Genomic DNA, 21155 nt, shown 5'->3' with positions numbered 1-21155 from the left:
ACCAAATTTGAAAGTAACTAAAAAACCGCTGGTTATGGAAGAATCCATTTACCCGGCGGTTCGCTGTGAATATAACTTATTTAGCTTTCTTTCCAGATTACATTTTCACCGTAATTTTTACCCCAGTTATACATTGCGTGCAGGACGGGCATCAGGCTCTGACCGTGATCGGTCAACGTATATTCCACCCGAGGAGGTACCTCTGCATACACCTTGCGCTCAATCAGTTTGTCTTCCTCCAGCTCACGTAACTGGTTGGTCAGCATCTTCTGGGTAATATGAGGGATTAGGCGTTTCAGCTCACTGAAACGTTTGGTGCCTTCCAGACCCAAATGCCACAAAATAATCAGTTTCCATTTGCCACCGATCACCGCAAGGGTCAATTCCTTCTCACAGTTGATTTCTTTCAGGTTAATCCGTTCCTTGACTTCGGCTGCCATGGCTCCGAGCCCCCTCATCTTCAATCTTATATCGCGTATATTACGCATATCACGGGGACACTTCACACGAGGGAAGCTTTCCGCTCCATGCATGATGTAATAAGTACATTCATTCGATACAGCTATCTATTAATTCTACTACAGCCTGGTCGGGATGCAAAGTTTAACTGTAAATCACGGATAAAACCTATACAGATGAATGATTATGTATCGCAGAAAAGACCAGAACCCTTCATGATCAAAGGATTCCGGTCTTTCATCTATTCACTATTCCAGGTTCGCGTGGCGGCCAAACATATCCGCTCCGGTCATACCTTTCATTTCCATCATCGTAAGGATGAGAGCATCCATGCCAATTAATAGTCCTTGTTCAAACAACGAGCCCATCGGCTGAATGGTTACTGCCGCTCCGGAAGTTGCTGTGTCCTCTTTGGCTGAAGCCGGAAGGCGCACGACCGTAGTCGCCAATTTCCCAATCGTGGACTCTGGCTTAATTGTAATGAGTCCTACAGGTGCACCTGCTTGACTGGCCTTCTGAGCCATGGCTGCCAGACTGCCTGTCTCTCCTGAGCCAGAGCACAGCAAGAGGAAATCCTTCGAGCTGATCCCAGGTGTAACGGTCTCGCCCACCACATATACACGAAGCCCCATCTGCATCAGTCTCATGGCAAAAGCCTTTCCCATAAGTCCCGACCGGCCTGCTCCTGCTACAAAAATCTGTTCTGCAGCCAGAATATGTTCAGCCATCGCTTGCATCTCTGCATCATCGATCTGACTTAACGTGCGTTCCAGCTCCTTCAAGATGTCAGCTGCGTATTGTGTTTTGGTCATTCGCTTACCCTTGTTTGACGAGACGTTGCATTTCAGCTGCAACTGCGGCTTTGTCTGCTTGTCCTGTGATACCGCCACCTACAATAACCAGATCCGGTTGTGCTTTGATTACTTCTGGCAATGTTTCCAGCTTGATTCCACCAGCAACAGCCGTTTTAGCATTTTTCACAGCAGCTTTGATCGTTTGCAGATCTTCGAACGGGCTTTGTCCTTCAGCTTGCAGGTCATAACCTGTGTGTACACAGATGTAATCTACGCCAAGCGCATCAATTTCACGAGCACGTTGTTCAAGGTTAGGCACGTTGATCATGTCCACTAGAACTTGTTTGTTTTGTTTCTTCGCTTCTGCTACTGCACCTTTGATTGTACTGTCATTGGTTGCTCCAAGCACAGTGATCAGATCCGCACCAGCTTCAGCTGCTTTCATGATTTCATAACCACCAGCGTCCATGATTTTAAGGTCTGCAAGAACTTGCAGATTAGGGAATGCTTCTTTCATTGCTTTAACCGCGTGCAAACCTTCATTAATAACGATTGGTGTACCAATCTCAACGATATCAATATATTGTTCAACCTCTTTAACCAGTGCGATACCTTCAGGGATATTTACCAAGTCAAGCGCCAATTGCAATTTCATCATTTATTTCTCCTTTGTTGTTCAAGTATGATTCGTTCCTGTAAAAATAATAATCAGATATTTAGCCTGCACCAATTTGTCTGTTCAGATGCATGCAGTGTTTGTTTTGGCTACTCACTCATTGTAGACCCTGACTATCCATTCAGGAAGTACGCACTTTGAAGTGGGGTAGTTACTTGGGGGATACTATTGATAATTGTTCGTTGTTAGATGAATTAAATATAGAATTAACCCTCTATTCCAATACGCCTGCTTACAGCAGAACAGCAGCCTAATCATCCCATTAGATATGCAATATAAAAGACCCCGCCACATGACAGGGTCTTTATCTTTATCGTTATCATTTCAATCCAGTCAGGGCTGGTTTAGAAATTTATCATTTTACAGATATACAGGTTTCACGCATACCGGCTTGGATACACCTGTGCTGTGACCTGTGTATTTCAGACGTCCGCTGTCCTGATCTACCGTGAATGTCACGAGGTTATTCGTATCACGGTTAGCTGCGATCAGCAATTTGCCGTTAGGTGTCAGCGCAAAATGACGCGGGTGCTCACCTTCAGCAGATACATGCTCAACCAGTGTCAGGTGACCTTGGTCTGCATCTACTGCAAATACAACGATACTGTCATGTCCACGGTTAGAACCATATACATAACGTCCATCATTGGAAACCGTGATTTCGGCTGTTGTATTCTCTTTGCCATCATATCCATCAGGCAGTGTGGATACCGTAGACAACTCAGTCAACGTGCCCGCTGCTGCATCATATTGGAACGAAGTAATGGATGAATCCACTTCATTGATGACATAAGCGAATTGACCATTCGGGTGGAACGCCAAGTGACGTGGGCCTGCTCCCGGATGTGTTTTGGTTTCACTGTGCAGCACAAGTTCATTTTTGTCTGCATCAATGGAATAGATCGCGATGTTATCTGCGCCCAGATCCTGTACCATCATGTATTTACCATCCGGGCTGAAGAATGCGGAGTGCACATGTGGCTTGTCCTGACGTTCAGGATGCGCACCTTGTCCTTCATGTTTCTTCTCGTCCAGAAGCGCTCCAACTTCACCGTTATCCGTCAAGGCTTGCAGACCAACCAGGCCACCGTGGTAGCTGGAGAGAATCAAGTATTTGCCAGAAGGATCACGCTGGATATGACATGGTGGAGCTGAAATGGAGTCATTCCGGTTCAGCAACGTTAATTTTCCTGTAGAAGGATCAATGCTCAGAGCTACCGCTTCAGACATTTTGTTGCCTTCAGCTGACGCTGTTTCACCAATCGCATACAGTTTGTTTCCTTCAGCATCCACGTTGACAAACGTTGGGTTTTTCACACCCGCGATGCCGTCAAGCTTGGACAAGCTGCCTGTATCCTCATTCAATTCATATGCATAAATGCCCTCATTTTCCGCTTCAGCGTAAGAGCCAGCAAGTACGAGCAAGCGTTTTGATTCACTCATTACAGTTTCCTCCTCTATGTGTATGTAATCTTGTTGCACCTCTTCTATAATAAATCTGCCATATCAAAATAGCAATCCGCTGTCGTTGCCCAGCAGGGAAATCCTTAGTTAAACAAGGCGATTACTACACATCATCATACTGAAATCCATTCATATGAGATGCATCTTCTGCTATGATAAGATAGGTTTTTCATCCAGAAGGGACTGAATCGCATTGCTTCACTCATTTTTACTCACGTTATACCATGTGTTCCTGCCGATCTCACTTCCCGTGATTGGAGGTATTCTGTTAAAACGCTTCAAAAATTGGGATACCCGGTCGCTCTCGACCTTTTCCCTTTATATTTTGAGCCCTGCGCTCATCTTCAATACATTGCTGCATGCCGAGATTACCTGGACGGACGTCACCAGCACGTTCTGGTTCTCTATTATTAATCTGATTGCCTTGTGGGCACTCGCCGAGCTGTTAAGCCGGATTTTCCGTCTGGGTGCAAGCGAAAAAGCGGGTCTCACCCTTGTCTCCACGTTTACGAACTGCGTGAATTACGGGCTCCCGCTTGTACTGCTTGCCTTTGGTCAGCTTGGACTGGACAAGGCTTCTGTCTACGTTATTGGACAGATGATTATTGTTAATACGGTAGGTATATTTTTTGCCGCGAGATCCGAATTCACGGTGAAAGATGCGATCCTGTCCGTTTTCCGCATGCCATCCATTTATGCTGCTAGCATCGCCATTTCGCTGCGTGCGTCCAATCTGAGCCTGCCTGAAGCGCTGGATGGAGGAATCTCCATGCTGGCAGCGGGCTACTCTCCTGTCGTTCTCGCCATTCTGGGAGCACAGATGCTCAGACCAAAAGGTGCAACGGTGCCTTGGCTTCCTAATGTACGCCGAGCTTTCTGGACCGGGCTTGTGGTCCGTCTCGCAGCTGCGCCAATCCTGTCCTGGCTGATACTGACCGCTCTTCAGGTCGAAGGCACGTTGTTCAGTGTGCTGCTGATCCTCGCATCGATGCCGACAGCAGTGAACGCCGTTATTTTGGCTGAACAGTTCAATGCTTCTCCGCAGTTTGTATCCCGCTGCATTCTGTGGACCACCGTTGCATCCATGTTGATGCTGCCCATTATGATTGTGATGGCTTCCTGATTAATACCGGAGGTGATACCGAAGCGATATCCGCTTGTCGGCGTTTCTCCAACCGGCGTTCATAACGCCGGTTGAGCGCTCTGACGTAGAAGAATTTCACGACAAAGTACGAAATCACACCCAGAATGACACCAAACACGGACATGCCTGCCAGAATATCCAGTCCACCAAGCAACAATTCACTCACGGCCGACCAGTTCCCCCGAAACAGCTCCATGAATGCACTCTCATGTACCGGTCCCTGTCCCATGCTGTGAGCAGGCAATATCCATGAGCCAATTTGTTTGGCGAGCGGCATCAGGATAATAGGTAAAAACGTAAGTTTCCCGATCACATTACCAACAATGGCTGCTGGCACCGAACCCCCAGACAGTCGCACAATCGGATAAAATACGAGATAGATCAGGGAAGCCGTCGAGATCACGATCAGTTCCAGTCCGAACCCTATGGCAAATCCGGTAGATACTTTATGGGCACCTCCGGGAGCACGTAACAATTTGAGAAAATTCAGCTTCATAACACGTGTTAAACGTACCCAGCGGTTAGTCTTGCGCTTCTGTGTGTTCATACCGAATTACTCCTTATTTTACACAAATGACAATTTGAATCGTCTATTCTTCAGTATATCACACCGCGTTAGCACCTGTAGTAACAATGACCGGTTGTGTCTCCATCTGGACATTACCTGCCACCGCTCGGGAGATCATACAGGAGGATTCAGCCTTATGCGCCAAGCGCTCAGCCTTGGTCAGATCCGCCTCTGAAGCATCTGCGCTGAGCACAATCCGAGGTCTATGTACGATCCGTTCGTACGTAAATACGTTATTCGTAACATCTACCGTTGCTTCCGATTCAAGCGTTAATTCATCCGGCGTAATATCCGAACGCTCCAGCATCGCTGCCAACGTGATCAGGTAACAGGTGGAGGCTGCACCCAGCAGCATCTCGTCCGGGTTAGTTCCCGTACCGGGTCCGCCCATCTCCTGAGGAATCGATATGACCGTTTTTAATCCACCTGCATCGATTGTTCCCTCACTGTTACGCCCACCATTCCATACCGCTTTCAGATGAAAAGGATGTTTCATGACATTCATTCCTTTCTTGTTTACACACGTATACACGTAATATTCTGCTCAATCAATGCGCTAACGTGCTCTTCATCTACACCCTGATCTGTAATCACTTTGCCCACACTGCTCATCTCAGCAACTCTGGTAAACGCCTGTATGTTAAATTTGCTGGAATCTGCAAGTAGAATGACCTCATCCGCAATATGGATCATTTTCTGCTTCACCAAGGCCTGTAATTCATTGGATTCACTGATGCCTTTGGTCAGATGCACTCCTTTGCAAGACAGAAATACTTTATCCACATGATAGGCATCAAGCGAACGTTCCGCCAGCGGTCCTACAAAAGACAGTGACTTCGAAGCCAATTGCCCACCTGTGGCAATCACACGAATCTGCTCCTTGTTACTCAGCTCTGCGGCGACCTTAATCGAGTTGGTTAATACCGTCAGTGGAATGTTCGGCAATCCTGCCGCCATGTACCACGCCGTTGTACTTGCATCCAGGGCGATCCGGTCGCCGGATTCCACCATTTTCACCGCTTCGCTTGCAATTCTGCGCTTCTCTTCTGCATGGGCTACAGCCCGTTCCGGATACGGAATCTCCGACTGTAACTCATCCTTGTATTTTACGCTGACCGCCCCGCCATGGGACCGTCTGAGCCTGCCCGCCTGTTCGAGCTTGTCCAGATCACGACGAATCGTCTCTTCCGTCACCCCGCAGCGCTCACTAAGTTCGGTCACACGCATGCTGCCTTGCGTATCCACCCATTCCACTATTTTCTCATACCGTTCAGCTACGAGCATATTCCTTCACTCCAAACCGTTGATTATCCAGTTGATCCTGTTCATCCATCATACCACAGAGCGATGACAAGGAGAATTTGACCCATGTGCAAAAAGAGGGAGCTTTCGCCCCCTCCATTCCAGTTCTGAAGTGTATCTTATTTATCTTCTGCCATAGGGAACCAGCCCGGTGTGTGGATGATTGCATTCCACAACCCGTCAGGGATAACCAGACGTTCCTGATCGGATTTGGTCAGAACCGTCTCGATATCTTCTTCACGTCCGCTCTCGATTTTCTCAACCCAATCCGGTTCAATAATCAGCTCACGTCCAATGGCAAGTAGAGGTACTCCCGTTTGAAGCGCCTCAGCGGCCTGATCTGCCGTATGAATTGAACCTACGCCGATCACAGGCAATTTGCCGTTCACACGATCCAGGATAAATTCCATTCTCGAACGCGTGTCTGCTTCGCCACGTCTTGGCTTGGACCAGAACTCGTTCACAGAGACATGAAGGTAATCCAGGTTTTTATCTTTAAGCGCATCCACCAGTGCATACGTATCTTCCATTGTGAGTCCCGGTGTTTCCGGTTCTTCCGGGGAGAAACGGTAACCAATGATAAACGGCAGTTTGGTATGTTCGGCAACCACTTTCTGGATCTCATCCACTACAGCAAGTGGGAAAGTCAGACGTTTCTCGACACTTCCGCCCCAACGGTCTTCACGTCGGTTGGAATGCGGGGAGAAGAATTGCTGGATCAGATAACCATTAGCACCATGAATCTCAACACCATCAAATCCGGCTTCAATGGCACGACGTGTCGCTTCACCAAAGTCTTTGATAATGGAAGTAATCTCGGCATCCGTCAACTCTCTTGGTTCAGGAGATCCCGGACGCTCGCTTGCAACCGCACTAGGAGCAACTACTTGACCCGCAGGTACAGCTTGTTCAGGAGTCAGACGGCCCGCATGGAAAATTTGCAATACGGCAACGGAGCCTTGTTGTTTCATGGTGTCAGCCAGTTTCTTCAGACCAGGAATGAAGCGGTCATCATATACCCCAAACTGAGCTGGAAAACCAATGCCATGCTCTGTTACATGCCCTACAGCCGTAATCGACATGCCAGCACCACCGGTGCGGCGTGCATAATAAGCAAGTTCTGCGTCGGATATCGTACCATCAGCATTCGAGGACATATGAGTCATGGGAGCGAGCACGATACGGTTTTTCAGTGTAATGCCAGTCGGTAGTGAAACTTGTTCAAACATCTGGTTAAACTTTGTATTCATTCGTGGTTCCCTCCTGATTATAAATATCTCTTTTAATAGATATATGAATATATGCGTTCACTTACTGTAATGATTATAGTTACGTTTCACTGCAATTGCAACTTTTCATTTTCAGAAAGGAAAAAAAGAGCAGAGTGTCTCCAGACTCTCAGCCCTCTTCATCTTCTTCACATCATGCAAAGGATATTCAGAAACTCCGGACGTAGGCCAGCTTCTGATCCATCTCTTCCACGCATTCGTAACAATCGTGTTCATCGTTAGCGACCATTGGGGTGACTGGATACAGATTCATCTCTGTACTATTATACGATTTCAATAGCGGTAACAACTGAGTCACCCGTGTATTAGCCGGATCAAGCCAGGTGTTGATCTCTTCTTCAGAGAGGATCGCTGGCATTTTACTGCCAAATTCACGTGTAACCATGTTTGCGCCTGTCATAAGCATCGTGCAGGTACGAAGCGGCTCTTTCCGTGTATCTCTCCACACTTCGTATAATCCAGCAATGCCGAACAGACCGCGATCCGGCATGACAACACGAACCGCATAACTTTTCTTGCCCTCTTGCCGCCAGTAATATAATCCATTGCAGGGAATGACGCAGCGCTTGGTCTCTACCAGTTTGTAATAGGAAGGATTCTCATGCACGGTCATGAGATTCGCGTTAACGGCATCACGACCCCAGAATGGAATGAACCCCCATCGGAACTCATCCAGTACACGCTCACCATCCTGATGCAAAATAATCGGCGTATGCTGGGTTGGGCTGATATTGTATCGGTTTTTGTAATAATACATCACTCGCTGAATCTTGAAATGATCTCTGACTTCGTCCAAATCGGCTGCCAATGAAAAACGGTTGCACATGTTCAAGCACTACCTTTCCCTGTGAGAAGTTGAACGTATTGTTTGTTATTTCAGGGAAATTATGCATGAACATTGAACAGAAAATGACTTATTTTGACACCATTAGGGTCGGATCAAGATATATTTCATGTTTTTCACGACAAAAACAACGACCTCGGACTCATTTCAACTCCAATATTACTTGTTACTATAATAGAGAATAAAATACATTTATTGGAGGTTTTAAGTATGAAAAGGAAGTTTTTGACGAGCCTCATGTTGTTCTCAGCGATTGCGATGTTTGGCAGTACCATCTATGCGGCAACCTTTCTAACCTACGGTTATCCCAGCACCACCATCCCCATTCGTACGTATAATTACGCCTCCGCATGGCAGAACCCCATGGACGCTTCCCTTACCAACTGGAACAATGCAGGTGCCAAAGTTAAATTCACCAAAACAAGTAACTCCCCAAACACCATCACCGCAGGAAACTTCAATAATACAGCATATGGTGTCAACTACGCCTCCGTATCCGGCAGTCAAGTCGTAAGCTTCCGCATCGAACTCAATGCATCCACAATCACCCCTGACGCGACCAACTTATCCAACTTCATTCAAAGCGTATTTGTCCACGAACTCGGACACTCCATCTGGCTCGGTGACAACCCAACAACAAGCAGTCCTTCCATTATGTCTTACTCCCGCAACCGCAACTCCATGACCAAACCCCAAACTTTTGATATCAATAACGTAAGATCCAAGTACTAATCCGCTACGAACTTATTCTAAAATCCAAGGAGGATTCCTATCCATGAACAAAAATCGAGTATTAACGCTGCTTCTCTCTTCCATTTTCATTTTATCTGCTGTTGGATGTTCTTCTGTTACACCTGCCGCGTCCCCATCCGATGCACCCATGACCATTATTGCTTCTGAAGATTACCCGAGTTATGCCAGCATTGGCGACCTGTCCGAGAGAGCAAATACCATTGTGAAAGGCAGTGTTGTTGAGACTCGTGTGGAAGCTATAAACGATATTGTACAAGTTACTGATGCTGCCAATGAAAACGAGTTAAACCCCGCGTCCGATCCGGGCGGAGAGCCATCTTCTTTTGACAAAATCTATACGATCCACACGATTCAGGTCGCTGAATCCTATAAAGGCGGTTACACTGCCGGGGAAAAACTTGAAGTGAAGCAACTTGGCGGACAACTAGGCAACACCGAGATTATTAATGATGACAACCTCAAGCTGATTCCTACCAAAGACTATGTACTCTTCCTGGAAACGTATGAAGACACCCCTGCCAGCCTGCTCAACTCCGTTCAAAGTCTTTACGTGATCAAACCTGAGGCCAAGTCGAATCAGCCAGGTCAGCAACAATCACAGTCAGAAGTCATTGTAAGCGCAAACCCCGAGAATGACCTCACACTCCAGCTGGAGGATCTGCAAGAAATTCAGAACGAACAAAAGAGCGAATAAACTTTTAGGTAATCACCCTGTTATTTCATCTCCGTACAGGCAGCTAATCCCCTCCTACTGTTCAGTCATACATACGAATATGAAAACCGTGCTGCTCAGCAAACTGGGCGGCACGGTTTTTTGAAGTTCCTTATTTAGACGGTGTATTAAGTCCAATAATCCATTCAGCCAGATCCTGTGTCTGTTTCAACAAGGCGATAGGGTCACGGAACCAGGATTGTTCTTCCGTCCATATGTATACTTTTCCATTTTTGATAGCAGGCAATGAACCCCAGATCGGATCTGCCTGAAGGTCCTTCAACTGAGACTTGCTGGTCAGCACAATGTAATCTCCGGCATATTTGGAGAGCAGTTCTATGGAGAATTCATGATAGGCGCCCTGCATCAACTCGGATGGAATGTTCTTTGGTGCTTGCAAACCAAGCAATTCATAGATGTTACGCCCTCCCCGGCCCGACTGATTGCCAAAAATGAAGACTTGGCGATCATATTCCTGCATAACGGAGAATGTAGCATCAGCTGGAACAACACTCTGCACCTCCTGCTTGATTTTAGCAATCTCCTCATCAAAATCAGCCAGCCACTTCTCTGCTTCCGCTTCTTTGCCAAGGACTTTACCGAAATAGTTTACTTCGTCCTTGAGTGTCGGAAAAGTGATGGATGCGATCGAAACGGTTGGAGCAATCTTGCTATATTTCTCATAAGCCGCCTTGTCCGGATTCAATGTAATAATAAGATCAGGTTCCAGCTCCATCAATTGTTCAACGGAATCCCCTATTGTCTCAAGACCATCCAAGTGGCCTTCCAGATAAGGGCTGTTCATCAGAAATTGTCCTCCACCAATCGGTTTGACACCAAGAGCAAGCACCGTTCCCAGATAATCAATAGCAGCAACTCGCTCCGGATGTGCAGGAATTTCTACCTCACCAAAGGTCGTATTTACCATTTGGGTCTCCACGACTGCCGGTTGTTCGGGTTCAGCCGCAACTTCGGATGTTTCTGCCCCCTGCTGGGCTGTTCCACAAGCACTCAATGTGAGTACAAGCGCAAGCGACATAATCGCTGATTTAAAATGGTTAAACATGTTGATTTCCTCATCTCCCTTATATTGATAATGATTATCATCATCAATTAAAGGATAACGTTCATCCCCTCCTGTTACAATGGATTCATTTGTTGCATTTAATGCACTTTTCGAAACTGATTTCGAGTTTTCCTGCTGTTTCAACCGATATTGCCCTGGTGTGATACCGGTCTCTTTTTTGAATATACGATTGAAATAAAACGGGTCCATATAACCCACATACGCAGCAATCTCCTGTAATGAAGCTTCTGTGGACGCAAGCAGACTCCTTGCCTCACCCATCCGTAACCGAATCACATATTCTGTCGGTGTACATCCCGTCTGTTCCTTGAATTTGCGTGATACATATTGCGGACTGTAACTCAAGGACTGGGCAAGCGAATCAAGTGAGATCGATTCCCGGTAATGAGCTTTGATATATCGCAAAACCTGATCGGTAAGCGAAGGCTGTTGAACTTCGTTAAACATGCGACTCCGCTGTAACAAGACAAGCTGTACCAGTTGAAAGAAATACACTTTGACCTGAATTTTGCTCACTCGCTCCTGCCCTGACCAGCATTCATGTATATTCCGCACAAGCTCACGTAGCTCAAGTGTATGATCCGGCACTGTCGCCCAGGACTCTTCAAACGGATTACGCTGGTTCAACATCATTCGGTACTCCACAAGCACGTTGGAGGGCAAGGTTGATTTGTACAAAATCAGATGTACCTCCATAACCCCTGTCGCTTCAAGTGTCAGACGTCTTCCTTTTCCCGCATGCAGCAGCAAGAACTGGCCTGTAGTCCATACCTCCTCGTCCAGCCCGACCTGCCCCCTGCCTTGAACATACACAAATGCACTGGTTGGTAACACATAATTGCGTATGAACTCGTGTGTTGCGAGTGATATAAGACGCACATCAAGCACGCGAACCTGTACCTGATCCCACAGCTTGATGTCATTCTGAATTCCCATATAAACTCCCTCTCCTAAGCAATCAAACATGCACAATACCTTGGCATTGTGACTAAAAACCGGCCTATAATTGATAATGATTATCAATTATAACAATGATGGAACCATCTTAGAAGCCTACCTCCGTTTTTGTTAGATGCCGCAAAATAAAAAACGGTCGAACCCCCTCATAGAGAGATCTCAACCGTTCTAACTTATGGCCTTATTATGTTTTGATAAAGTCAGCTGCCCTTCTCTACTCGACAAATGACAATAAATATCCGTATCGTTCTTCCTCCATCTTGTCTAAGGGAATAAACCGGATCGATGAACTATTAATACAGTAACGTTTGCCGCCGCGATCTTCGGGACCATCATCGAACACATGACCGAGGTGGATGTCACCTGCCCGGCTTCGTACCTCCGTGCGATCCATACCAAAGCTCGTATCCGTTGTATAGGTAACAACCTCAGGTACAATCGGTTTTGTAAAACTTGGCCACCCGCAACCGGAATCATACTTATCCTGACTGGTGAATAACGGCTCTCCCGTTGCAATATCAACGTACAGACCGGGCTCTTCATTATTCCAGTATTCGTTACTGAACGCATGCTCCGTATCATTGTTTACCGTGACCGCATACTGTTCGTCTGTTAATCGTTTCTTTAATTGTTCATCTGTTGGACGTGGATATTGAGCGGGATCAATCCCAATCTCCAGGTCATCCAGGACAGTCATATCAATGTGACAATATCCGTTCGGATTTTTTTCCAAATAATCCTGATGGTACTCCTCCGCCAAATAATAATTCTGCAGAGGCATCACTTCCGTTACAATGGGTTGGTCATATTTTTCTCGCTCTACCGCTACAGCCTGCTCAATGATTTTGGCATCTTCAGGCAACGTATAATATATGCCAGTCCGATACTGAACGCCACGATCGTTGCCCTGCTTATTCAAGCTGGTAGGATCAATAACTCGAAAATAAGATTCAAGCAGTTTCTGCAAAGATACTTGCTGCGGATCATATTTCACATGAACGGTCTCCGCAAACCCCTGGTCCCCGCGTATAACATCCTCATAGGTTGGATTCTCTCCTTCACCGTTGGCATAACCGGAAGTCACATCCTGAACCCCCGGAATACGAGCCATATATGCCTCCACACCCCAGAAACAACCTCCTGCCAAGTACAGGTTACTCAGGTTTTCCTCGGAGACACTCGATGCCTTGACAGGTTGAGTGGATATCGAAGATGAAGCTGAATGGCTCTCAGCCCTGTTTCCACAAGCAGACACAACTATCGCTATAACAAGGAGGCACAGGCCCAGCAACGTCCTTTTCATGACACTTCCTCCTTTCTCACAAAATCTCTTGTAATGATTTCATGATCTGTTCATTGGATGCATGCCCTGGCTGCGATTTCGTTAAAATACCATCAGAGCCAATATAAAAGGAACTAGGATATGCTCTTACGCCAAATTTCTTGGCCCATACACCTTTTTCATCCAAAAGAACAGTTATGTTATCATACGGCTGTTGGTCAAACCATTCGGTAAACGCTTGGGAGGATTTCTCTCCTTTGTAGTCTGGCGTCACAATCGTAATGACTTGAAAATCATTGTTTTGACCAGCCAGATTGTTCAGGTCTTCCAAACCCGCAAGGCAGATGGAACACCAGGAAGCCCAGTATTTCACATACACTTTCTTACCTTGAACATCAGAGAGTCCAACCGTGTTTCCTTTCAGATCAAGCAATGAAAATTCAGGAGCCGTCTCACCCTTGTTCATCATGGTTGATGAACTCATATCGGATGTTGATGCTGGGGTTGATGATGACCCCGTTTGTTTTGATTCAGTTTGCTGTGATCCACATGCGCTCAAGATCAACAGGACTCCAGCGTATACGATTACAGATACCATCCATCTCCGTGCCGTCTTCATACCAAATTCCTCCAATGATTATTGAAACCAGGTCACCAAGTTGTTTAGTCGGTCTGTCATTAACAATAGTCCCATGACAATAAGAATACAGCCGGAAGTTATTTTGATGACACCCATGTACCTGTATAAACGACGTATCCGCTTCATAACATATTCCGAAAAAACGGACAGAATCAGGAAAGGAATCGCTAATCCAAGGGTATACAGGAACATGAGAAACCCGCCATACAGTGGAGAGCCTTCACCTGCCGCGATACCAAGAATGGCCGCCAGCACTGGCCCGATACAAGGCGTCCAGCCAAAACTAAACGTCAGACCCAACAGGAACGCACCGACATACCCTCCCCGTTTGGTTTGATCACTCGACAGCTTTCTCTCCCGTTCCAGCCAGGATAGTCGGATCAACCCGGTTTGATAAATCCCAAAAAGCACCACGATGGCTCCGCAGATGGCAATAAACACAGGACTCGAGATCATATTACCAACGATACCGGAACCAAAACCAAGTAATACAAATACCAGGGACAGCCCAAGAACAAATAAAAATGTCCGCAAAACAAGTGTAGACCGCAACTGAACCGCATTGGTGTCGGACTGCTGCTGATTCGTACCGTTGACCATGCTTCCGGACAGATAAGACACATATACCGGGATCAGCGGCAGAATACATGGCGCAAAAAACGATAACAATCCTGCACCAAAAACGCCGAAAAGGAAAACCAAATCACTGGTCAAGTCATTCACCACCTGAATATATACTACGCATGACAAACCAAGGTTAACAACTGACGTAGATCGGAAGTGTGAACCAGAAGCAGCTTCCTTCTCCTTTTGTACTCTGAACCCCGATCTCGCCACCATGGAGTTCCACAATCGATTGAGCGATAGCAAGGCCAAGCCCGGCCCCCCCATTGCTCTTGCTACGTGATTTGTCAATTCGATAAAAACGTTCAAATATACGCGAAGTTTCCTCCGCTTCAATGCCTTCCCCTTCATCCGTAACTGAAATTCGTATAAACGGCCCCTTTTCTTCGGCAGCCAGAATGATTTTTCCTTCAATAGGAGAGTATTGAATGGCATTTTGCAGCAAATTGGAAAGGACCCGCTTCATTTGTGCAGGCATCATGACCGCGGCTGGCAATTTATCGGGCAAATCGATTTCAACGTTCAGCGTTTTCTCGGCGAGATGAAATGAAAAACTCTCCAACGTACTGAGCAGCAACTCATCGACGTGACAAGGCTGAGGGTCAAATACTTCACCTTGCGCTTCCAGGCTGGATAATTCAAACAAATCTTGAATAAGCCCTCCCAAACGCTTTGTTTCAAGTCGTATCGTGTTCAGGTAACGTTGAAAGGTTTCTTTATCCTTAATGACATCATCCTCCAACGCTTCGACGAAGGACTGAATAGATGCCAATGGAGTCCGTAAATCATGGGATACATTGGCGATCAACTCTCGTCTGGCGGTTTCTGAGTGATGCAGATGATCAAAGCTTTCCTTCAGCTTGGAACTCATTTCATTAAATTGCTGTGCCAGGAGCTTAAATTCCTGTGTACCGATGAGAGGGACTTCCGTATGGAAATCCCCTTCGGCAATTCGTATTGTCTGCTGTGTAATTCGCGCAATTGATTTCTCTAATGGCTTAGTCAGCAAATATTGAAGAATAAACGAAAGCAAGCCTACCCCTGCCGTTATAGCCGATAACCAATACAATTGTTCGATCGTAAGCAGCATTTTGGAATAACTGATGAACAAACAAATTAATAATACGCCAATGCCTGTGAGACTGGACAACACCAAGTATGTGCGAAGTTTCATGAACTACCACCCGCAAACTTGTAGCCTATACCCCAAACTGTTTTAATATATTTTGGATCCGAAGGATTCTGTTCGATCTTCTCTCGTAATCTCCGAACATGTACAGTCACCGTTGTTGTATCTCCCTCATAGCTAAAATCCCAAATCTTGCTTAACATCTGATTACGGGAGAACACCTGACCCGGGTGACTTGCCAGCAAATACAACATCTCAAACTCTGTAACGGTCAATTCAATGGCCTGCCCGCTGATGTGCACTTCACGCTTGGTAAAATCAATGGTAAGCCCTTCATAATTGATCGTATATTCAGAAGTTGTAACAGGTGATGCCTGCGCAGTTCGCATTCTCCGCAGGATTGCCTTTACACGCAAAACAAGTTCTCTCGGACTGAATGGTTTGGTCAGATAATCATCCGCCCCCATCGTGAGTCCCATCAGACGGTCCTGTTCCTCCCCCCGGGCCGTCAGCATTACAATGGGCACATCCTCAGTTTGCCGAATCTCGTTGCAAACCTCCCAGCCATTCTTATGTGGCATCATCAGGTCGAGCACAATCAAGCTTGGCGTTTGGCTGTGCCACAGCTCAATAGCCTCCAAACCGTCCTTGGCCGTCACAACAAGATAACCTTCCCGTTCCAGATACCTGCGACAAACGTCCGTAATATTTGTATCATCATCAGCAACCAGTACACATTCATTCAAACGAACCCACCCCATATTCCAGAAAATACATTTGAGCCAATCATATCATATGGTGATGGCGATGCTTAGCCCTTAAATTACTTCATTCCCATGGCTGGCATCATGTATTGTTTAATTACAGACTCAGCCGCATACGAATTCCCTTCATGGATGACAGGCATCGATTTCAAGTTAACTTGCATACCGTCTACCATGATTTTTTTCGATCCAATCCACAATTTAATTGTTTTTCCCGCAGGCATCATCGTTTCTTCCATCATCATGTCGTCTTCCATCATCATGTCGTCCATTTTGCCCATATACATCAAAGTTACAGATCTATCCTTGCTGTCCCACATAATGCTGTAATCATACATTTTGGCTGCCTGTCTCAATTGAACCAGCTCCATGCCATCCTTTTTAATCGTTTTCATATCTGCAGCACTTGCCAATCCAGAAAAGGCCATAGACATCATCAATACCGCTGCTACCATCACTTTTTTGCTCTTATTTGTTTTCATCATTCTTATCACTCTCCATTGGTTTATTTCTTACATGGATTACAATAAGCAAGACAGCTTACGATTCTCTAAGCGAAGTATTACGAAACCATTACGATATATAAATGGGATCAGGTTTCAATAAAAAAAACGGTTGAAATCTCTCTTACGAGAGACTCCAACCGTGTCTTCTAGGTCAAACGAATAAAATCAATCATGGATCGAACCTCGATCGGTCCCGGATTTGATATCACATCATTAGACTGCATTCCCTCTCTGGACGTAAAGTGCACCTTCACCGGAATGCCAGGAATCAGGTCGAAGAAGTTATCCGAGAAGACACCCTCCACATCCGAAGATAGCCATACCTGTTTAGCAAGCACATCACTTTCCAGTACCAGATGAACGCCGTTCTCATCCGCTCCCCCGCTTACATTGATGTTTGCAGGTTGTAGAGCAAGGTCTTTGGAGGGTACAAAATAGTGTTCCTGTACAATATTCGCCGCACCTTCCTGTTTCAGATCCAGGCGCAGCAGCGTGTTAGCTGTATCATGACCTTCAAGCCACTCCGCGTTACGTAATGACAGCACTTGATCTCCTGTATTAGATGCCAAGGTCACGTCATGTGTTTCATTACGATGCACCGTTCCATCGAACCCGAGCAAACGAATCTGTAACTGCCCTTTTACAGGTTGTAATTGATCCGAAATGATATATATATCGGTTGTATCTTCTTTTGTTCCATCTACCGATACCAACACATCGCTGAAGCTGCGTTTCGCATAATATTGCAATGCTTTCCAGCGACCAAGGTAGTCCATACCTGCCCATGAAGCCACCGGCCAGCAATCATTCATTTGCCAGTAAAGTGTGCCCATGCAGAATGGTTTGCGGCGACGGTGTGCCTCGATCGCTGTCTTCATCGCTTCGGCCTGAAGCACCTGGCTCATATACAGGAACGATGGGAAGTCCTTCGATTCATGCATGTACATATCCATGTACTGTTTGATCAGACGATTACCAGCGCCATTCTTCTGATGTGCCAGCATGACTTCCGACTCCAGAGCCAGATCCTCTTCTTCTGCGTAAGTGCGTACTGACTTATACTCCGGAAAAGACTGGAATCCGTATTCACTCATGAAACGACCCACATGCACGTTGTAGTTTTCGAATGGTTCTACATTGTGCCACACGCCCCAGTAGTGGATATCCCCTTCAGCTGTGGATGGGTGCGCATGCTGCGTCTCATCCCCTGTCAGTGATACCAGTGGTGAGGAAGGCCAGTAATCCACACCTGGCGCATACGCTTCAACCACTTCTGGCAGCAGATCATGGAAGATGGCTTCGTAATCGGCCCAGATGCTTTCACGCAGCTCGGCAGTAAATTCCTTTTTCCAACCCCAGCCACCATTCTCAACATAGTGAGCCCAAGCCGAATCAATCTCGTTGTTCCCACACCAGAGTGCAATACTTGGATGGTTACGCAGACGTTTCACATTATCAATCGCCTCATGTCTCACACTGTTCAGGAATGCTTCATCTCCTGGATACATGCTGCAAGCAAACATGAAGTCTTGCCATACCAGGATTCCGTATTCATCACACAGTTCGTAGAACACATCCTGCTCATAGATTCCGCCACCCCACACGCGCAGCATATTCATATTGGACTCGGCTGCGGATACGATCTCATGGCGATAACGTTCATGAGTAATTTCGGTGATGAAGCTATCATTCGGAATGTGGTTGGCCCCTTTGGCAAAGACCGCAACACCATTCAGTTCAAAATAAAAGGATGCTCCCGCTTCATCTTTGTCACGTACCAACCGAATGGAACGAAGCCCAGTCTTCACTGTAGATTCAGCCACAGCTCTTTCACCTTGAAGCACTTCGGTAAGGAAAGTGTACATATGCGGATCACCAAGCCCACGGCTCCACCACAGTTTTGGTTCATCAATGGAGATTGGAATCTCCACAGTCTGTGTTCCGGGTTGTAGTGATACGGATCTTTCCCATCTCTGTCCATCTGCGCCGATACGAATAATCGTATCTACCGCTTGTGATGTCTCGACTTCCACAACAGCAGTTAATGAAGCTGAGGTAGCGCTTACTTCATTTTGCTGGATATACACATCATTGATTCGTACCTGTGTCCAACCTTCAAGACGTGCTTCACGCCAGATCCCACTGGTTACAAAACGCGGACCCCAGTCCCAACCATAGTGATACGGGGCTTTACGTGCAAAAATACTTACTCTCTTGTCGCCAAGTCCGCCAACATCGGACTGATCATTCGATGCCGGTAATGCATATCCGAGCTTCTCCAGCTTCGGCAGATCTTCCTGAATTGGTGACCGAAAACGTATTCGGAGAATGTTGCCTTTCCCCTTCAATACAGCCTTTACATCTGCCTTCCATACTCGGAACATATTATCTGCTGATAACACATGCACCTCATTCACATACACATCCGCATATGTATCCAGACCATCAAACACCAGTTCCAGATGTTCCTGCGAGAACAACGTTTCGGCAACGTCAAATTCCGTCTGATATTCCCAATCTATCTTATCAATCCATTGTACTTCCTTCTCGTTTGTTCCATAAAAAGGATCTGGAATCTTGCCCAGCTTCAGCAAATCTGTATGCACACAGCCGGGCACCTGAGCCGGCATCCACTCTTGATCTTCGCAAGCCTTGAACGTCCAATTCTGAAAAACATGTGATTGTATTGTACTCATGACAGCCTCCATTGTTGTTAGAGTTGGTAAACATTATTTTGTTAGGTTTTGTTATTATAAAAACAAATAACTTACAAAACAAAATTAACACGATATGCTTCTTATAGTCAATCTGTTTTGTGATTTAATTTGTTAAACAATCTCTGCATAACAAAAAGACATGAAGCTCTAACCTCTCCATGTCTTTCACCTGATTTCATTTACCCGTATGATCATTGTTAAAATGAGCCCGTAAATTCATATCCCATTACAGTATACTGGCGTTGTATTCATCACGAATAATTAATTCCGAATAGATCAGCTTGCGTTCATATGGTTCATCCAGATGTATGATCCGCCACAATAGCTGATCTACTGCTCTTGTTCCCAGATTCTCTTTGTTAATATGTACCGAAGCAAGAATGGGTTCATCCGTTTGCGTATTGTCAAATCCGGTTACAGCACAGCGTTCAGGCACCTGAATGCCTCGACTTTGGAGTGCCTGAATGACAATAACAGCTGTATGGTCATTTGCACATACAATAACTTCAGGGATATCCTCCAGCTCCATTTCAGCAATGGATCTCCGGATCTGATCATACTCTGGTCCCAGCAAGCCTTCTTGCTGTCCCCCCTCCAACTGCTTCTCTTCCAGCACCGTACGATATCCAAGCCAGCGTTCTCTAAAACTTGCCGCATCGGGCAGTTGCCCGGCAAACTGGAACTTTCTATACCCTTTTCCAACGAGCATCAGAACCAGTTCTTTCATACACTTCATATTGTCCGTAAAAACCGAGTCAGCGTATATGGCAGGGTCTTCATGATCCACCATGACAAGCGGAATACGCAGCCTGTAAATCTCCAGCAATACCGATGTTGAGATGGTGCCCACGGTAATGACTCCGCTGATTGCGTCGGGATTAAGGACCGAGAACATCCGATCTGAAGAGGGTTCTGTCAGCGTTAGAATATCCATCCCCTTCTCATTCAGCCTCTCAGAAATGCCATCAAACACTGGACCCCAGTATAAGGAAGATCGATTCTGAGAACGAATGTTGGGAAACAAAATCAATATCGTGCCTTGTCGCTCCGCTTCTGGCTTCATCTCCGTTGATATCTGTGTTTCACCCGGATAACGCTTAGGCTCAGTTCTGAAATACCCGAGCTGCCCCGCTGTTCTGACAATCATCTCGCGTGTATGATCACTGACACCTGGCTTGCCCGTCAGCGCACGGGAGACTGCGAATTTGGACACCCCCGCAGCATCCGCAATCTGCTGCATCGTTACTCTTTTGGCCATCCTACTCACCCGTTTTTCCTAATTTTCCATTCAGTGTAGCATAAAAAACAAAAATCAACAAAACAAGGTTATGTTATTTTGTTTTTGTTAGGTAGTTGTTTATCTGTTACACAAGGTGTAGGACATAACCAAAAAGGCCCTCTCCCCACCTTCATAGAAGATGACGAAAGGACCCTTAGTCCTCCA

The 21155-nt window shown here is 46.2% G+C and carries 21 protein-coding genes; 3 read left to right on the top strand and 18 right to left on the bottom strand.

Annotated features, from left to right (window positions below):
* Positions 1–80 precede the first annotated feature (80 nt).
* The 4 genes from MKY92_RS12320 to MKY92_RS12305 all read right to left on the bottom strand — a co-directional run bounded on the left by MKY92_RS12320 (position 81) and on the right by MKY92_RS12305 (position 3372).
* Entirely contained in the window at positions 81–440 is a 360-nt protein-coding gene (locus MKY92_RS12320; RefSeq protein WP_062833989.1) for a helix-turn-helix domain-containing protein, read from the bottom strand.
* A 267-nt stretch (positions 441–707) separates the two neighbouring features.
* Positions 708–1271 (bottom strand): 6-phospho-3-hexuloisomerase, encoded by a 564-nt coding sequence (hxlB, locus tag MKY92_RS12315; protein ID WP_145318341.1) that lies wholly within the window; start codon positions 1269–1271, stop codon positions 708–710.
* Between the two features lie 4 nt (positions 1272–1275).
* The gene (hxlA, locus tag MKY92_RS12310; protein WP_036670570.1) at positions 1276–1908 is read right to left on the bottom strand and encodes a 3-hexulose-6-phosphate synthase; all 633 of its coding nucleotides are present in this window, start codon (positions 1906–1908) and stop codon (positions 1276–1278) included.
* A gap of 381 nt (positions 1909–2289) precedes the next feature.
* A complete protein-coding gene (locus MKY92_RS12305; RefSeq protein ID WP_339300898.1) occupies positions 2290–3372 on the bottom strand; it encodes a lactonase family protein in 1083 nt (360 codons plus the stop codon).
* Between the two features lie 214 nt (positions 3373–3586).
* Here MKY92_RS12305 and MKY92_RS12300 point away from each other — a divergent pair, with 214 nt between their 5' ends.
* A complete protein-coding gene (locus MKY92_RS12300; protein ID WP_339300897.1) occupies positions 3587–4516 on the top strand; it encodes an AEC family transporter in 930 nt (309 codons plus the stop codon).
* On the opposite strand, the gene MKY92_RS12295 is transcribed toward MKY92_RS12300, so the two are convergent.
* From MKY92_RS12295 to MKY92_RS12275, 5 genes are all read right to left on the bottom strand, one after another.
* Entirely contained in the window at positions 4494–5084 is a 591-nt protein-coding gene (locus MKY92_RS12295) for a DUF2062 domain-containing protein (RefSeq protein WP_074094725.1), read from the bottom strand. The two genes, MKY92_RS12300 and MKY92_RS12295, sit on opposite strands and share 23 nt — an antisense overlap.
* Positions 5085–5142: 58 nt before the next feature.
* Entirely contained in the window at positions 5143–5601 is a 459-nt protein-coding gene (locus tag MKY92_RS12290; protein ID WP_338594104.1) for an OsmC family protein, read from the bottom strand.
* A 20-nt stretch (positions 5602–5621) separates the two neighbouring features.
* Entirely contained in the window at positions 5622–6389 is a 768-nt protein-coding gene (locus tag MKY92_RS12285; RefSeq protein ID WP_036608860.1) for a DeoR/GlpR family DNA-binding transcription regulator, read from the bottom strand.
* A 137-nt stretch (positions 6390–6526) separates the two neighbouring features.
* Positions 6527–7657 (bottom strand): NADH-dependent flavin oxidoreductase, encoded by a 1131-nt coding sequence (locus MKY92_RS12280; protein ID WP_339300895.1) that lies wholly within the window; start codon positions 7655–7657, stop codon positions 6527–6529.
* Between the two features lie 187 nt (positions 7658–7844).
* Positions 7845–8522: an SOS response-associated peptidase gene (locus MKY92_RS12275; protein WP_091016984.1), complete on the bottom strand. Its 678-nt coding sequence runs from the start codon at positions 8520–8522 to the stop codon at positions 7845–7847.
* A 228-nt stretch (positions 8523–8750) separates the two neighbouring features.
* Between MKY92_RS12275 and MKY92_RS12270 the strand changes: the two genes are divergently transcribed.
* The gene (locus MKY92_RS12270) at positions 8751–9272 is read left to right on the top strand and encodes a hypothetical protein (protein ID WP_339300894.1); all 522 of its coding nucleotides are present in this window, start codon (positions 8751–8753) and stop codon (positions 9270–9272) included.
* A 43-nt stretch (positions 9273–9315) separates the two neighbouring features.
* Positions 9316–9987: a hypothetical protein gene (locus MKY92_RS12265; protein WP_339300893.1), complete on the top strand. Its 672-nt coding sequence runs from the start codon at positions 9316–9318 to the stop codon at positions 9985–9987.
* Positions 9988–10117: 130 nt separating this feature from the next.
* Here the strand turns inward: MKY92_RS12265 and MKY92_RS12260 are convergent, their stop codons facing one another.
* The 9 genes from MKY92_RS12260 to MKY92_RS12220 all read right to left on the bottom strand — a co-directional run bounded on the left by MKY92_RS12260 (position 10118) and on the right by MKY92_RS12220 (position 20969).
* A complete protein-coding gene (locus MKY92_RS12260) occupies positions 10118–12028 on the bottom strand; it encodes an AraC family transcriptional regulator (protein WP_339300891.1) in 1911 nt (636 codons plus the stop codon).
* A gap of 235 nt (positions 12029–12263) precedes the next feature.
* Complete coding sequence (msrB, locus tag MKY92_RS12255; protein ID WP_339300890.1) at positions 12264–13352, bottom strand: peptide-methionine (R)-S-oxide reductase MsrB; 1089 nt, start codon at positions 13350–13352, stop codon at positions 12264–12266.
* A 16-nt stretch (positions 13353–13368) separates the two neighbouring features.
* Complete coding sequence (locus tag MKY92_RS12250) at positions 13369–13950, bottom strand: redoxin family protein (RefSeq protein WP_339300889.1); 582 nt, start codon at positions 13948–13950, stop codon at positions 13369–13371.
* A gap of 18 nt (positions 13951–13968) precedes the next feature.
* Positions 13969–14694 carry a cytochrome c biogenesis protein CcdA gene (locus MKY92_RS12245; RefSeq protein WP_339300888.1) on the bottom strand — a complete coding sequence of 242 codons (726 nt, stop codon included), beginning with the start codon at positions 14692–14694 and terminating at the stop codon, positions 13969–13971.
* A gap of 34 nt (positions 14695–14728) precedes the next feature.
* Positions 14729–15769: an ATP-binding protein gene (locus MKY92_RS12240; RefSeq protein WP_339300886.1), complete on the bottom strand. Its 1041-nt coding sequence runs from the start codon at positions 15767–15769 to the stop codon at positions 14729–14731.
* Positions 15766–16470, bottom strand: coding sequence for a response regulator transcription factor (locus MKY92_RS12235; protein WP_074094715.1), 705 nt, complete (start codon positions 16468–16470; stop codon positions 15766–15768). Before MKY92_RS12235 ends, MKY92_RS12240 begins: the two co-directional genes overlap by 4 nt.
* Before the next feature lie 77 nt (positions 16471–16547).
* The gene (locus MKY92_RS12230) at positions 16548–16973 is read right to left on the bottom strand and encodes a stalk domain-containing protein (protein WP_339300885.1); all 426 of its coding nucleotides are present in this window, start codon (positions 16971–16973) and stop codon (positions 16548–16550) included.
* A gap of 167 nt (positions 16974–17140) precedes the next feature.
* Positions 17141–19690: a glycoside hydrolase family 2 protein gene (locus tag MKY92_RS12225; RefSeq protein WP_339300884.1), complete on the bottom strand. Its 2550-nt coding sequence runs from the start codon at positions 19688–19690 to the stop codon at positions 17141–17143.
* Between the two features lie 247 nt (positions 19691–19937).
* Complete coding sequence (locus MKY92_RS12220; protein ID WP_339300883.1) at positions 19938–20969, bottom strand: LacI family DNA-binding transcriptional regulator; 1032 nt, start codon at positions 20967–20969, stop codon at positions 19938–19940.
* Positions 20970–21155: the final 186 nt, after the last annotated feature.

The organism is Paenibacillus sp. FSL R5-0623 (genome assembly GCF_037974265.1).
Lineage (GTDB): Bacteria > Bacillota > Bacilli > Paenibacillales > Paenibacillaceae > Paenibacillus.
Note: the sequence above shows the minus strand (reverse complement) of the source record. Positions and strands in the feature narration are given on the sequence as shown.

Excerpts from the sequence above, each read along its gene's own strand:
- MKY92_RS12320 (WP_062833989.1), bottom strand. The coding sequence starts at position 440 with ATGGCAGCCGAAGTCAAGGAACGGATTAACCTGAAAGAAATCAACTGT.
- hxlB (WP_145318341.1), bottom strand. The coding sequence starts at position 1,271 with ATGACCAAAACACAATACGCAGCTGACATCTTGAAGGAGCTGGAACGC.
- hxlA (WP_036670570.1), bottom strand. The coding sequence starts at position 1,908 with ATGAAATTGCAATTGGCGCTTGACTTGGTAAATATCCCTGAAGGTATC.
- MKY92_RS12305 (WP_339300898.1), bottom strand. The coding sequence starts at position 3,372 with ATGAGTGAATCAAAACGCTTGCTCGTACTTGCTGGCTCTTACGCTGAA.
- MKY92_RS12295 (WP_074094725.1), bottom strand. The coding sequence starts at position 5,084 with ATGAACACACAGAAGCGCAAGACTAACCGCTGGGTACGTTTAACACGT.
- MKY92_RS12290 (WP_338594104.1), bottom strand. The coding sequence starts at position 5,601 with ATGAAACATCCTTTTCATCTGAAAGCGGTATGGAATGGTGGGCGTAAC.
- MKY92_RS12285 (WP_036608860.1), bottom strand. The coding sequence starts at position 6,389 with ATGCTCGTAGCTGAACGGTATGAGAAAATAGTGGAATGGGTGGATACG.
- MKY92_RS12280 (WP_339300895.1), bottom strand. The coding sequence starts at position 7,657 with ATGAATACAAAGTTTAACCAGATGTTTGAACAAGTTTCACTACCGACT.
- MKY92_RS12275 (WP_091016984.1), bottom strand. The coding sequence starts at position 8,522 with ATGTGCAACCGTTTTTCATTGGCAGCCGATTTGGACGAAGTCAGAGAT.
- MKY92_RS12270 (WP_339300894.1), top strand. The coding sequence starts at position 8,751 with ATGAAAAGGAAGTTTTTGACGAGCCTCATGTTGTTCTCAGCGATTGCG.
- MKY92_RS12265 (WP_339300893.1), top strand. The coding sequence starts at position 9,316 with ATGAACAAAAATCGAGTATTAACGCTGCTTCTCTCTTCCATTTTCATT.
- MKY92_RS12260 (WP_339300891.1), bottom strand. The coding sequence starts at position 12,028 with ATGGGAATTCAGAATGACATCAAGCTGTGGGATCAGGTACAGGTTCGC.
- msrB (WP_339300890.1), bottom strand. The coding sequence starts at position 13,352 with ATGAAAAGGACGTTGCTGGGCCTGTGCCTCCTTGTTATAGCGATAGTT.
- MKY92_RS12250 (WP_339300889.1), bottom strand. The coding sequence starts at position 13,950 with ATGAAGACGGCACGGAGATGGATGGTATCTGTAATCGTATACGCTGGA.
- MKY92_RS12240 (WP_339300886.1), bottom strand. The coding sequence starts at position 15,769 with ATGAAACTTCGCACATACTTGGTGTTGTCCAGTCTCACAGGCATTGGC.
- MKY92_RS12230 (WP_339300885.1), bottom strand. The coding sequence starts at position 16,973 with ATGATGAAAACAAATAAGAGCAAAAAAGTGATGGTAGCAGCGGTATTG.
- MKY92_RS12225 (WP_339300884.1), bottom strand. The coding sequence starts at position 19,690 with ATGAGTACAATACAATCACATGTTTTTCAGAATTGGACGTTCAAGGCT.
- MKY92_RS12220 (WP_339300883.1), bottom strand. The coding sequence starts at position 20,969 with ATGGCCAAAAGAGTAACGATGCAGCAGATTGCGGATGCTGCGGGGGTG.